At 41.0% G+C, this 13,849-nt stretch carries 9 protein-coding genes; 8 read left to right on the top strand and 1 reads right to left on the bottom strand.

Annotated elements, in window-relative coordinates:
• The first annotated feature begins 280 nt into the window (after positions 1-280).
• Positions 281-2,659: a phosphoenolpyruvate synthase gene (gene ppsA / locus ACIPUA_RS03440; protein ID WP_042844046.1), complete on the top strand. Its 2,379-nt coding sequence runs from the start codon at positions 281-283 to the stop codon at positions 2,657-2,659.
• A 706-nt stretch (positions 2,660-3,365) separates the two neighbouring features.
• Here ppsA and ydiK read toward each other — a convergent pair.
• Positions 3,366-4,481, bottom strand: a complete 1,116-nt coding sequence (gene ydiK, locus ACIPUA_RS03435) for an AI-2E family transporter YdiK (protein WP_042844045.1) — start codon at positions 4,479-4,481, stop codon at positions 3,366-3,368.
• A gap of 256 nt (positions 4,482-4,737) precedes the next feature.
• On the opposite strand from ydiK, the gene ydiJ reads away from it, so the two are divergent.
• The 7 genes from ydiJ (at position 4,738) to sufS (ending at position 13,821) form a co-directional block, all read left to right on the top strand.
• Positions 4,738-7,791, top strand: coding sequence for a D-2-hydroxyglutarate dehydrogenase YdiJ (gene ydiJ, locus ACIPUA_RS03430; RefSeq protein WP_449059268.1), 3,054 nt, complete (start codon positions 4,738-4,740; stop codon positions 7,789-7,791).
• Positions 7,791-8,207 carry a 1,4-dihydroxy-2-naphthoyl-CoA hydrolase gene (gene menI, locus ACIPUA_RS03425; RefSeq protein WP_042844043.1) on the top strand — a complete coding sequence of 139 codons (417 nt, stop codon included), beginning with the start codon at positions 7,791-7,793 and terminating at the stop codon, positions 8,205-8,207. The genes ydiJ and menI overlap by 1 nt, the downstream gene beginning before the upstream one ends.
• A 410-nt stretch (positions 8,208-8,617) precedes the next feature.
• Entirely contained in the window at positions 8,618-8,986 is a 369-nt protein-coding gene (sufA, locus tag ACIPUA_RS03420) for a Fe-S cluster assembly scaffold SufA (RefSeq protein ID WP_042844042.1), read from the top strand.
• Positions 8,987-9,002: 16 nt separating this feature from the next.
• A complete protein-coding gene (gene sufB, locus ACIPUA_RS03415; RefSeq protein WP_042844041.1) occupies positions 9,003-10,502 on the top strand; it encodes a Fe-S cluster assembly protein SufB in 1,500 nt (499 codons plus the stop codon).
• Between the two features lie 46 nt (positions 10,503-10,548).
• Positions 10,549-11,295, top strand: a complete 747-nt coding sequence (gene sufC, locus ACIPUA_RS03410) for a Fe-S cluster assembly ATPase SufC (protein WP_042844040.1) — start codon at positions 10,549-10,551, stop codon at positions 11,293-11,295.
• On the top strand, positions 11,270-12,577 hold the full coding sequence (sufD, locus tag ACIPUA_RS03405; RefSeq protein ID WP_449059267.1) for a Fe-S cluster assembly protein SufD: 1,308 nt from the start codon (positions 11,270-11,272) through the stop codon (positions 12,575-12,577). Before sufC ends, sufD begins: the two co-directional genes overlap by 26 nt.
• A 5-nt stretch (positions 12,578-12,582) precedes the next feature.
• Entirely contained in the window at positions 12,583-13,821 is a 1,239-nt protein-coding gene (gene sufS / locus ACIPUA_RS03400) for a cysteine desulfurase SufS (protein ID WP_042844038.1), read from the top strand.
• The last annotated feature ends 28 nt before the right edge of the window (positions 13,822-13,849 follow it).

Genomic DNA, 13,849 nt, shown 5'->3' with positions numbered 1-13,849 from the left:
ATCTAATTTATTCATTGTTATTTATCTTTTATTGTATTTATCACTAGTTTTATAGAGATATTATCTTTGTTTAAAGTTTAAAAATTAGTTTATAAGGGAAAGTATAGCCATTATTTGAGCGATTTTTAGAACAAAACATTTTTCTTATTTGATGGAACGATTCACCAGTCCATCTTCTACTAATGTCTGTGCTAGTCTATTTCACGAGGCGAATTTTCGCCAATGAGATTTTTTACGATTTGTACTCTGTCACTAAATTGCTATAAAAGGATCACTTTCAATGTCCACAAATGGCCTTACTCCGTGTAATGTACTTTGGTATAACCAATTAGGGATGAATGATGTTGACCGGGTTGGCGGTAAAAATGCCTCCTTAGGTGAAATGATCACAAACTTATCTGATCTGGGTGTATCCGTACCTAACGGTTTCGCGACAACCGCACAGGCGTTTAATGATTTTCTGGAGCAGAGCGGTGTAAATCAACGCATTTATAACCTGCTAGATGAAACGGATATTGATGATGTGAACCAACTGGCTGTTGCAGGTGCTCAGATCCGTCAATGGGTGATTGATACGCCATTGACGAAGGAGTTGGAACAAGATATTCGTGACGCGTTCGCTCAACTTTCAGAAGGGGAAGCCGAAGCATCATTTGCTGTTCGCTCATCAGCAACCGCAGAGGATATGCCTGATGCTTCATTTGCGGGGCAACAGGAGACATTCCTTAATGTTCAAGGGATTGATGCTGTATTAGTGGCGATTAAACATGTTTTTGCTTCGTTGTTTAATGACCGCGCTATTTCGTATCGTGTTCACCAAGGTTACGATCACCGTGGAGTAGCTCTGTCGGCGGGTGTGCAAAGAATGGTACGCTCTGATTTAGCATCTTCGGGCGTGATGTTTACTATTGATACCGAATCTGGTTTTGATCAGGTAGTTTTCATTACCTCAGCTTATGGCCTAGGTGAAATGGTGGTACAAGGGGCGGTAAATCCGGATGAGTTTTATGTCCATAAGCCAACCTTGAAAAATAACCGCCCTGCGATTGTACGCCGTACTCTAGGCTCTAAAAAACTACAAATGGTGTATGCCGATAGTAAAGAGCACGGTAAACAAGTTCAGATTGAAGATGTGCCAGAAACCCTACGCAATCGTTTCTCTCTGGCTGACCATGAAGTTGAAGAGCTCGCTCGTCAAGCTTTACAGATTGAAAAGCATTATGGTCGTCCAATGGATATTGAGTGGGCTAAAGATGGCCACAATGGGCGTTTATATATTGTCCAAGCAAGACCAGAAACAGTGCGTTCAAATCAACAAGTCATGGAACGCTATCAACTTAAAGAGCAAGGACAGGTTTTAGTTGAAGGGCGCGCTATTGGTCACCGCATTGGTTCCGGTGTAGTAAAAGTGATTCATAATTTAAGTGAGATGGATCGCATTCAGGCTGGTGATGTCTTAGTTACAGACATGACAGACCCTGACTGGGAGCCAATCATGAAAAAAGCTGCTGCGATTGTCACTAATCGTGGTGGGCGTACTTGCCATGCCGCTATCATCGCTCGTGAGCTAGGGATACCTGCTGTTGTTGGTTGTGGTGATGCAACTGACCGTTTACAAGAAGGTCAAGAAGTCACTGTTTCCTGCTCGGAAGGTGATACTGGCTTTGTTTACCAAGGCAAGTTGGAATTTGAAATTCACAGTTCTGAAGTGAGTGAAATGCCAAGCCTTGGTGTCAAAATCATGATGAATGTGGGTAATCCTGACCGTGCATTTGATTTTGCTTGTTTGCCAAATGAAGGTGTTGGTTTAGCGAGACTGGAGTTTATCATCAATCGCATGATTGGTGTTCACCCAAGAGCATTGTTAGAATTTGATGAACAGTCTCCTGAATTACAAACTGAAATCCGCGAAATGATGGCCGGTTATGACGACCCAATCGAGTTCTATGTGGGCAAATTAACCGAGGGTATTTCAACGTTAGCAGCAGCCTTCTGGCCAAAACGCGTTATTGTGCGTTTATCAGACTTCAAATCAAATGAATATGCCAATTTAGTCGGTGGGGATATTTATGAGCCTGAAGAAGAAAACCCTATGCTTGGTTTCCGTGGTGCAGGGCGTTATGTTTCTGATAGCTTCCGTGCATGTTTTGCGTTGGAATGCGAAGCCGTTAAGCGCGTGCGTAATACTATGGGGCTCACGAACGTTGAGGTAATGATCCCGTTTGTGCGTACTGTCGCACAAGCTGAGGCTGTCATTGCGGAGATGGCAAAACATGACCTTAAGCGCGGAGAGAACGGCTTAAAAGTGATTATGATGTGTGAAATACCATCGAATGCTTTGCTGGCTGACCAATTCCTTGAGCACTTTGATGGGTTCTCTATTGGTTCAAACGATATGACTCAATTAACATTAGGCCTTGATAGGGATTCTGGTGTTGTTTCTGAGCTATTCGATGAGCGAAACGACGCGGTTAAGGCAATGCTATCGATGGCAATACAAGCAGCTAAACGCCAAAATAAATATGTTGGTATTTGTGGGCAAGGTCCTTCAGATCACCAAGACTTCGCTCAGTGGTTAGTTGATGAAGGTATTGATAGTTTATCTTTAAACCCAGACACTGTCGTGCAAACTTGGTTAACGATCGCTGAAAATCAGTAATCATTACTGAGCTAATAATGAAAGTCGAGAGGTGAAAACCTTTCGGCTTTTTTTATTAATTTAAATTATCTATTATTACAATAGTTAATAGCTATTATTGAGTTATTTCATACTAAATAACTTGATTGAATGATTATGCAATTCTTTTTGCGTACATAAACATAATTATTCCAAATCAATTACACGTATGATGAGTAATTAAATGTGCTTTAATTATAAAGCTCATGAAAGTAATAATAGTGCGGGTTATATATAACGCTAAAGGAGTATGTTTACTTATGTTTGGTACCAGAAGTTGATTCTTATCAATACTTATAAAACAGATGATTTAATTTTGATGTGAATAATTTTCATATTGAGGAACTAGATAAAAAAAAAGCCTATCATGGGCTGACAGGCAAAGACTACACACAGCAATTTGGTTAATAAAACCGTGCTTTAAGGGGGTAGCATGGCTTTTCATGTTTGTTTGATTCAATGGCTAGATAATAAAGTATTTATATTATACAAGCATTAAGAACACTCTCAATAATAAACTTACTTGTTGTTACTTAAGAGAATTATTCCAATAGAATTATGTTAACATAAATTAGGCTAAATACTAACATTAGAATGTTAAATATTGTTTCTAAATATTAATGAGAAATGAAATCATTAATGAAACAGACATGTATATCGACAACATGCCTGTTTCAATTAATTGCAACTATTTCTTAATCATGAACACATCTTCAAGAAATTTCTCTGTTTCAGCTAAGTTCTCATTAGGCATAGCTACCTCATTCATCCATGCTTTTAATAAACTATATGAAACAGCTAATACAACGGGACCGATAAATAGGCCTATCATCCCGAATGATAAGATACCCCCGATAACCCCAACTAAGATTAGTACCATCGGCAAATCGGCACCCATTTTAATCAACCAAGGACGAAGAACACCGTCCATTGTTGCCACAACCGCAGCCCAAATGGCGAGAATAATTCCCCAAGTGGTATCACCAGTCCAAAATAACCATATAACAGATGGCACCATAATCAACAGCGGCCCTATTTGAGCAACACAGCAGATAAACAGTAAAACAGTGAGGATTGCAGCATAACCAATGCCAGAAAGTGCAAGGCCAATCCCACCGACAATAGCTTGGATTAACGCTGTCACGACGACGCCCAATGCCACCGCTCTTATTGATTGAGCTGCTAATAAAACAGCTGCATCACCACGCATGCCTGCAAGGCGCACAGCAAAGTGACGTATGCCTAACATGACAGATTCACCCTTAAGGTAAAGTAAGCCGCTAAACAGTAACATTAAGATTAAATGAAACACAAAGCGCCCTGCGCTGATCGCTTGTGTGGCGAACCACCCCGCGGCTTGACCAAAGTAAGGTTGGATTTTTGCGAGTAGGGCGTTACCGCCACTTGCTACAAGGCTATGCCATGCGTAATAAATTTTTTCGCCTACCATCGGTATGGTATTTAGCCATTCTAGCTCTGGTAATGTCAGGCTTGAAGGGGACTTGGCTAAATCAATCAATGGAGTGCTATTATCAATAATACTTCCAATCAAAACCCCTAATGGGATAACAAACAACAGTAATATAAGAAGAACCATCACTAATGCAGCTAGCCAACGCTTACGCCATAAGCGCGCTTCTAGCCGTAATAATAGTGGCCATGTTGCAATAACCATCATCCCTGCCCATACAAAGCCAAGAATAAAGGGATTAAGTACCCAAAAACAGGCGGCTATCATTAAGATGATGGACAATAGGCCGAAAATAAGTTTGGGGAGATCCAAACGTTTTTGCGATTTTTCCATTAATGATTGATCCTTAATAAATGAAAATTCTGCTTATACGGCAAATTTTTAGGTGAAAATAACGAAATTATTTTTCACGATTAAAAAAAACAATATTGTGATATGGTTCATTATGACAATGTCATCAGCGGCTGTACCGTTTTTACTAGCTGTGAAGGTAATAAGTCATAAACCTGAGACGCTATTGTGCAACTTAAAGTAAAGATAGTACATAACGAGTAATGCGAACACTAAACAACAAGAGTCATCGTTAATAATGATCCCGCGTATATCAGAAGCTCCTCATCTTAGTCAATTAGTCATTGAGTTCTTGCATGAGCTACAAGAACAAGGTTTTACTGGTGATAACGGTACCAGCTACGCTGAACGGTTATCCATGGCGACAGACAACAGTATTTATCAACTATTGCCTCAAGCGGTTGTTTTCCCGCGTACTAGTGCAGATGTACAAATTATTACACGCGTAGCCGGGCAATCCAAATATCGTGAACTTAGCTTTACGCCAAGAGGTGGTGGTACAGGGACTAACGGGCAATCCTTAACAGAAGGGATTGTCGTGGATATGTCCCGCTATATGAATCGTATTTTAGAAATAAACCCCGAGCAAGGTTGGGTCAAAGTTGAAGCTGGCGTAATCAAAGATCAGTTAAACCAATTTTTAAAACCTTATGGTTATTTCTTCTCTCCTGAGCTATCGACCAGTAACCGTGCAACCTTGGGGGGAATGATCAACACCGATGCATCAGGGCAAGGTTCATTAGTCTACGGTAAAACATCCGACCACGTTTTAGGTGTTAAAGCCATGGTATTAGGGGGGGAGTGCATTGATACTCGTGCTATGCCTATCGAACTCGCCCAATCGATTGCGTCCGAGGATTCTATTGTCGGGCGTATTTATAAAACGGTACTAGAACGCTGCTTAGAACAGCGGCCATTAATTGAAGAAAAATTCCCAAAGTTAAATCGTTTTCTGACAGGCTACGACTTACGTCATGTTTTTAATGATGAATTAACTGAATTTGACCTTACCCGCATTTTGACGGGTTCAGAGGGGTCTTTAGCGTTTATTACTGAAGCCACCCTTGATATCACGCCATTGCCAAAAGTACGCAGGCTGGTTAACGTAAAATATGACTCTTTTGAGTCAGCACTGCGTAATGCCCCTTTTATGGTTGATGCTAAAGCATTATCTGTTGAAACCGTCGATTCTAAAGTGCTGAATCTAGCCCGTGAAGATATCGTTTGGCACTCTGTAAAAGCATTAATTACTGATATTCCTAATAAAGAAATGTTAGGTCTTAATATCGTTGAATTTAGTGGCGATGATGAAAGTGAAATTAACCAGCTGACAGACAGTTTGTGCCAACGACTTGATGAGTTAATAGCAAATAATCAAGCGGGTGTGATTGGCTATCAAACTTGTCATGACCTTGATGATATAACTCGCATTTATAATATGCGTAAAAAGGCAGTTGGCTTGTTAGGTAATAGTAAAGGTGCGGCAAAACCAATTCCATTTGTAGAAGATACTTGTGTACCACCAGAGCATCTAGCTGATTATATTGTTGAGTTCCGAGCGCTACTCGATGGCCATAATCTGAATTATGGCATGTTTGGGCATGTCGATGCGGGGGTATTACATGTTCGGCCAGCTCTAGATATGTGTGATCCACAACAAGAAATATTGATGAAACAAATTTCTGATGAAATTGTTGCATTAACAGCTAAATATGGTGGGTTGCTGTGGGGAGAGCATGGTAAAGGTTTTCGCGCACAATATAGCCCTGAGTTTTTTGGGGACGTACTGTATAGCGAATTACGTAACATCAAAGCGGCATTTGACCCAGACAACCGTTTGAACCCTGGGAAGATTTGCCCTCCAGCAGGGCTTGATGCTCCAATGAAACAGGTCGATGATATCAAACGAGGCACTTATGATAGGCAAATCCCTGTTCAGGTTCGCGAGCAATTTCGGGGAGCTATGGAGTGTAATGGGAATGGGCTATGTTTTAATTTTGATGTTAAAAGCCCTATGTGCCCGTCGATGAAAGTGAGTGGTCAGCGCATTCATTCACCTAAAGGTCGTGCAACACTTGTTCGAGAATGGTTAAGGCTATTAGCAGATCAAGGAGTGACTCCGGACTACCTCGAAAAGGGCATTAAGCAAGACTCACCTTCCTTACGTGGTTTAATTGAGAAAACGCGTAATACTTGGCGGGCAAAGCAAGGAGATTACGATTTTTCTCACGAAGTAAAAGCATCAATGGCCGGGTGCCTTGCTTGCAAAGCCTGCTCAACACAGTGCCCAATCAAAATTGATGTACCTTCATTTAGAGCGAAATTTTTAGCCTTATATCACGGTCGCTACTTACGCCCTGTGCGTGATCATATTGTTGCTAACGTAGAGAGCAGTGCACCATTATTCTCTAAGGTACCAGGTGTATTTAATTTCTTTTTACGTCAGCCAATAGTGCAAAAGCTTAGCCAACACACGATAGGTATGGTTGATTTACCCTTATTTTCTCAGCCTACATTGAAACAAGAGCTTTTGGGGCATACTGCGGTGTCAGTAACACTCGAGCAACTAGAAGGTATGGGGGCTGCTCAGCGCGAAAAATACGTGTTGGTAGTACAAGACCCTTTCACCAGCTATTACGATGCGAAAGTGGTCGCAGATTTTGTGCGATTAATTGAAAAATTGGGCTATAAACCTGTTTTATTACCATTTTCACCGAATGGTAAGGCGCAGCATATTAAGGGTTTTTTGGCAAAATTTGCGAAAACAGCACGTAGAACCGCAGACTTTTTAAATCGCGTAGCAAAATTAAAGTTACCCATGGTTGGCGTCGACCCTGCATTAGTTTTATGTTATCGCGATGAATACCATGAAATTTTAGGAAAAGAACAGTGCCAGTTTACTGTAATGTTGGCTCATGAATGGTTAGTGAGTTTACCTGCACCACAAAATGCCAAAGTAAATGTAGCTGAGCCTTGGTACTTTTTTGGGCATTGTACGGAATCAACGGCTTTACCAAATAGTGCGAGCCAATGGGCAAGCTTATTTGCACGTTTTGGCCACAAACTGAATAATGTCAGTGTGGGTTGCTGTGGAATGGCGGGAACTTACGGTCATGAAGTGGCAAACCTTGAAAATTCCAAAGGAATTTATAACTTATCTTGGAAAGGAGCGATGGCCTCTTTACCAAAAGAGCGTTGCTTAAGCCCCGGTTATTCTTGCCGTAGCCAAGTGAAGCGTATGGAAAATACAGTTATAAAACACCCGATTCAAGCACTGTTGGAGATAGTTTAATGATTTGGAAACGTCAATTTAATTTGCAACAATTAGCTGAAATGTCAAAAACGTGCATGTTAGGGCATATTGGTATTGAGATCACAGCATTTGGTGATGATTATTTAGAGGGAACAATGCCTGTTGATGAGCGAACTAAACAACCGTTTGGTTTACTTCATGGTGGCGCTTCCGTGGTGCTTGCTGAGTCTTTAGGGTCAATAGCGGGTTATTTATGTACGGAAGGTGAGCAAAGAGTGGTTGGCCTAGAAATTAATGCAAACCATGTCCGTGCAGCGCGTTCGGGGGTTGTTAAAGGCATTTGCAAACCTATTCACTTAGGGCGTCGCCAGCAAGTTTGGAATATTGAAATATTCAATGAACAAGGAAAACTGTGTTGTACTTCCCGTCTAACGACTGCGGTATTATTTGAATAATCACAGCTATGCTTAGGTGGCTTGTAGGCTTTGAGTAGCTAAAAGCCACCAATAACCTTCCTATTAGTAGTGTTTTTATCTGCTGTTTTATCCGTAAATTCGTTTTTTATCGCATTAATAAAGTTGTATAATAAATGCATCTTTATTAATTTGTGTCATTTAATTGTATTATTCAGTACAAAATCAAATAAAAAAATAGTTCTATTTTATTTTTATTATTTCAATAAGTTAAGTGAGAAGAAAGACATTATTGGTGATTTGATAAGCTCATAATGAACAAAAAAAGAACTAAAATAGCTATAACCTCTTAAAACAAATGGTTGAAGTAGAATAGCTAATCATTACCATAGGGTAGACAGAGTTAATCTCCTGATAACAGGCTGAAAAGCCATAAGAAATGTGGGGTCAATATGACTGACGGTGTAGAGACATTTTCATTTGATGAAAACAGTTGGCAGGGAGTTAGCCTGACACAAAGCGCTGCAAAACAAATCAAAAAATTGATGGTGCAAAACCCAAATACGAAAGGGCTTTCACTGGGCGTAAAACAGTCTGGCTGCGCAGGTTTCGGTTATGTATTTGAAATGATCGAAAACCCAACAGACCAACACCTGTTATTTGAACTCGATGGCGCACGTCTTTATGTGCCAAAAGAAGCAATGCCATTTATTGATGGTACAGTCGTTGATTTTGTCCAAGAAGGGCTGAATCAAATTTTCAAATTCAATAACCCGAAAGCACAACATGCCTGTGGGTGTGGTGAAAGCTTCGGCGTTTAACATGTGAAGTCAGATTATGTCACAGAGCAATGTAGAAGTTGGCGATGATGTTCAAAGCTGGCTTGATGACCAGCGTTATAAAGAAGGCTTCTTTACTGAAGTCGCAACGGATGAAATGGAAAAAGGGATCAACGAAGATGTGATCCGCGCCATTTCAGCAAAACGTAATGAACCAGAGTGGATGCTACAATTCCGCCTCGATGCTTTTAATCATTGGAAAGGCATGGAGGAGCCACATTGGCTTAAGGCGAATTATCCAAGCTTAGATTATCAAGATTATAGCTATTACTCTGCACCATCATGTGGTGCGTGTGATGATACGTGCGGTTCTCAATCAGGTGCAACTCAAGGTACTGGTGTTGCTGAAACCAATAGTTATTTAACGGCAGAAGTTGAAGAAGCGTTTAATCAACTAGGTGTTCCGGTTCGTGAAGGGAAAGCCGTCGCGGTTGATGCTATTTTTGACTCGGTTTCCGTTTCGACGACATATCGTGATGACCTTGCCAAACATGGCGTTATTTTTTGTTCGTTTAGTGAAGCGATCCAAGAATATCCAGAACTGGTACAAAAATACCTAGGTACTGTTGTATCAAGTCATGACAACTTTTTTGCGGCACTCAATGCTGCGGTTGCATCAGATGGTACGTTTGTTTATGTCCCGAAAGGGGTGCATTGTCCTATGGAGCTTTCAACCTATTTTAGGATTAATGCGGCGAAAACAGGCCAATTTGAACGTACTATCCTCATCGCTGATGAAGGGAGCTACGTGAGTTATATCGAAGGGTGTTCAGCGCCTGTCCGTGATAGCTACCAGCTCCATGCTGCTGTGGTTGAAGTGATTATTCACAAAGATGCAGAAGTGAAGTATTCAACGGTGCAAAATTGGTTTTCTGGTGGTGATAGCGAAACGGGTGGGATTTTAAACTTCGTGACTAAACGTGCATTATGCGAAGGTGAAAATTCTAAAATGTCATGGACACAGTCTGAGACCGGTTCTGCTATTACATGGAAATACCCAAGTGTTATTCTCAAAGGTGATAACTCAGTAGGTGAATTTTTCTCCGTTGCATTAACCAATGGTAATCAACAAGCTGATACTGGAACGAAAATGATCCATATTGGGAAAAATACGCGTTCTACAATTATTTCCAAGGGGATTTCAGCAGGTAAAAGTCAGAACAGTTATCGCGGATTAGTGAAAATTTTACCGAGTGCTCATAACGCGCGTAACTTTACCCAGTGTGACTCTATGTTAATAGGGACACAATGCGGAGCACATACTTTTCCCTATGTGGAAGTAAAAAATAATACGGCACAATTAGAACATGAAGCAACAACCTCACGTATAGGGGAAGACCAGCTGTTTTACTGTTTACAACGTGGCATTAGCGAAGATGATGCCATTTCAATGATTGTAAATGGTTTCTGTAAGGATGTGTTCTCGGAGCTTCCGTTGGAATTTGCCGTAGAAGCACAAAAATTGCTGGCGATCAGCTTAGAACACAGCGTTGGCTGATCCTAATATGAGTTTATTTGCGCTTAAGCGCTAAAGGCATGTGAATATGTTAAGTGTTAAAAACTTACACGTGAGTGTAGAAGGGAATGAGATTTTAAAAGGGTTATCTCTGGAAGTAAAACCAGGGGAAGTCCACGCCATCATGGGGCCGAATGGTTCTGGTAAAAGTACATTGTCAGCCACTCTCGCAGGCCGTGAAGAATATGAAGTTGATAGTGGTGAAGTGACATTTAAAGGTAAAGACCTGTTTGAGCTAGACCCTGAAGAGCGTGCAGGTGAGGGCGTCTTTTTAGCCTTTCAATATCCCGTTGAAATTCCTGGTGTAAGTAATCAGTTTTTCCTACAAACTGCGGTGAATGCGGTAAGAGAATATCGTCAGCAAGAAGCTTTAGATCGCTTTGATTTCCAAGACTTTATCGAAGATAAAATCAAACTATTGGAAATGCCCGAAGACTTACTGGCGCGTTCAGTGAATGTAGGCTTCTCTGGTGGTGAGAAAAAACGTAATGATATCTTGCAAATGGCAGCACTTGAGCCGCAACTGTGTATCTTAGATGAAACGGATTCAGGCTTGGATATCGATGCGTTGAAAATTGTGGCAAATGGGGTTAACTCTCTGCGTTCGCCTGATCGCTCATTCATAATTGTGACTCACTATCAGCGTATTTTGGATTATGTGAAGCCAGATTTTGTCCATGTGCTTTATCAAGGGAAAATCATCAAATCGGGTGATTTCAGTTTAGCGAAAAAACTTGAGGAGCAAGGTTATGGCTGGCTTATTGACCAACAGTGAGAAAGCAGAGAAACGTGCTCAAGTTGCTGCGCTCAATGAGCGCGCAATGTCACGTTTTGCGACATTATATGAACAGCGTCATGGGGCGAACTCACAACATGCTAAAACCCATTGGGAAATGGCAAAGCATGTCGGTTTACCTACATTTCGTCATGAAGACTGGCATTACACGCCATTAAATAGAGTATTAGAAACGGAGTATCGTTTTAGTGAAGCAGATGTTGCTGCAGCGGAATGCGAAGCCTTAGCTCTACACATTGATGCATACCGCATTGTGTTAGTTGATGGTCGTTATAGTTCTGCGTTAAGTTCTATCGATATGGGGCCATTCCAAGTCGCTTTACTCGATAACCAAGATTTGCTGCCATCTCCAGTTAATAGTGAAATTTTTTTACATTTAACGGAAAGTTTAGCGGTGCAACCGTTGGTAATTTCTTTATCGGCGAATAAAATTGCTGAAAAACCACTTTATTTATTGAATATCTCTAGTGGTAATCAGGGTACACAAGCAACAAATCTTAGCCAATATCGTTACCACTTAAGTTTAGAAGCCAATAGTAAAGCACAGGTAATTGAACATTTTGTAAGCTTAAATGGTCAAGCTCACATGACGGGAAGTCGTTTAACCGTTGAAGTGGGTGATAATGCTGATTTTAGCCATTTCAAATTGAATGTAGAAAATGAACAAGCCCAGCATTTTGCGCACAATGATATTATTGTTGGGCGCGATAGCAGAGTAAAAAGCAGTAGTTTTTTACTCGGTGCCTCATTAACCCGTAACCATACTAGCGCACGTCTTGATGGGGAAAATAGCGATTTCGAACTTAATAGTTTGCTATTGCCGAAGGGCAGTGAAATTGCAGATACTCGAACCTATCTTGAGCATAACAAAGGCTACTGTAACAGCCAGCAGTGGCATAAAGTCATTGCTATGGACAATAGCAAGGCCGTGTTTAATGGTATGATTAAAGTTGCGCCAAATGCGTTGAAAACAGACGGTCAAATGACTAACAATACATTATTGTTAGGGGAAAAAGCAGAAATTGATACTAAGCCACAACTTGAAATTTATGCTGATGATGTAAAATGCGGTCACGGTGCAACAGTTGGTCGAATCGATGATGAGCAATTATTTTATCTGCGTTCAAGGGGAATCGATGGCAAAGCAGCAAAACATATGATTATTATCGCATTTGCTGCTGAATTAACAGAATCTATTGAATCGGAAGAATTAAAACACGCTGTGATGGCAAACATCCGCCAGCGCTTAGCGGAGGTTTAATACCTATGCTGTTCAATGTAGCTTCAGTAAGGCAGGACTTTCCTGCCTTATCTCAACTAATCAATAATCATCCTTTGGTGTATTTAGATACTGCTGCTAGTGCACAGAAACCGCTGCAAGTTATTGAGAAAGAAAGTGAGTTCACGTTGCATCACTATGCTGCGGTACATCGTGGAATTCATACTCTCAGTGCTAATGCAACCACGATGATGGAAGAAGTGCGCCAAAAAGCGGCTAATTTTATCCATGCTGCATCAAATGAAGAAATTGTCTTTGTAAAAGGCACCACGGAAGGCATTAATCTTGTTGCAAATAGCTTTGGCCGCAAGTATTTCCATGAAGGGGATAATATAGTTATCACGGAAATGGAACATCATGCGAATATTGTTCCTTGGTATATGTTGGCTGAAGAAATCGGTTTCGAGATCCGTGTTATTCCGATTTCTGATGATGGAAGGTTGCAGCTAGATTCACTCAATGAATTTATTGATGCTCGCACTCGTTTATTGAGTTTTGCGCATATTTCCAATGTATTAGGAACGGTTAACCCTGTACAAGATATCATCAAGCAAGCAAGGGCTATTGCGGCTTCGAAAGGGAGTGAGATTGCCATTCTTGTTGATGGTGCGCAGGGTGCTATGCATCAGCAAGTTGATGTACAAGCCTTAGACTGTGATTTTTACGTTTTTTCCGGCCATAAATTATATGGGCCGACAGGGATTGGGGTACTTTACGGTAAAAAAGCGGTCCTTGATAATATGCCACCATGGGAAGGCGGTGGGGCGATGATCCGCCAAGTCAGCTTGACCAAAGGTATCACATTTGCTGATGCCCCATGGCGTTTTGAAGCAGGTACCCCGAATGTTAGTGCCATTATAGGTTTAGGGGCGGCATTTGATTATTTGAATGCACTAAATTTGGCGGATGTATTTGCTCATGAAGCTCAAGTGATGGCATACGCATCGGAAAAACTGCAAGAAATACCGTCAGTCACATTATATGGTAATGATAAACGGGAAGGGGTACTGGCATTTAATTTAGGGCAACACCATGCTTATGATGTCGGGTCTTTTCTTGATAGATATGGAATAGCGATACGTACAGGGCACCATTGTGCTTTACCATTAATGGAACACTATCATGTTCCTGCTATGTGCCGAGCTTCTGTGGGGATTTACACGACCAAAGAAGAAATCGATTCTTTATTCAGTGCGTTACAGCGAATTAAAAAATTGTTAGGCTAGCACATAAAACAGATTGTTTTGGTAAAGG

The sequence above is a fragment of the Providencia sp. AGC89 genome, from assembly GCF_053543535.1.
The sequence above is the reverse complement of the archived record's forward strand: the minus strand, read 5'-3'. Positions and strand labels throughout refer to the sequence as shown.

What these genes read in the sequence shown, in the direction of transcription:
- ppsA (WP_042844046.1), top strand. Translation starts at nt 281, where the DNA reads ATGTCCACAAATGGCCTTACTCCGTGTAATGTACTTTGGTATAACCAA.
- ydiK (WP_042844045.1), bottom strand. Translation starts at nt 4,481, where the DNA reads ATGGAAAAATCGCAAAAACGTTTGGATCTCCCCAAACTTATTTTCGGC.
- ydiJ (WP_449059268.1), top strand. Translation starts at nt 4,738, where the DNA reads ATGATCCCGCGTATATCAGAAGCTCCTCATCTTAGTCAATTAGTCATT.
- menI (WP_042844043.1), top strand. Translation starts at nt 7,791, where the DNA reads ATGATTTGGAAACGTCAATTTAATTTGCAACAATTAGCTGAAATGTCA.
- sufA (WP_042844042.1), top strand. Translation starts at nt 8,618, where the DNA reads ATGACTGACGGTGTAGAGACATTTTCATTTGATGAAAACAGTTGGCAG.
- sufB (WP_042844041.1), top strand. Translation starts at nt 9,003, where the DNA reads ATGTCACAGAGCAATGTAGAAGTTGGCGATGATGTTCAAAGCTGGCTT.
- sufC (WP_042844040.1), top strand. Translation starts at nt 10,549, where the DNA reads ATGTTAAGTGTTAAAAACTTACACGTGAGTGTAGAAGGGAATGAGATT.
- sufD (WP_449059267.1), top strand. Translation starts at nt 11,270, where the DNA reads ATGGCTGGCTTATTGACCAACAGTGAGAAAGCAGAGAAACGTGCTCAA.
- sufS (WP_042844038.1), top strand. Translation starts at nt 12,583, where the DNA reads ATGCTGTTCAATGTAGCTTCAGTAAGGCAGGACTTTCCTGCCTTATCT.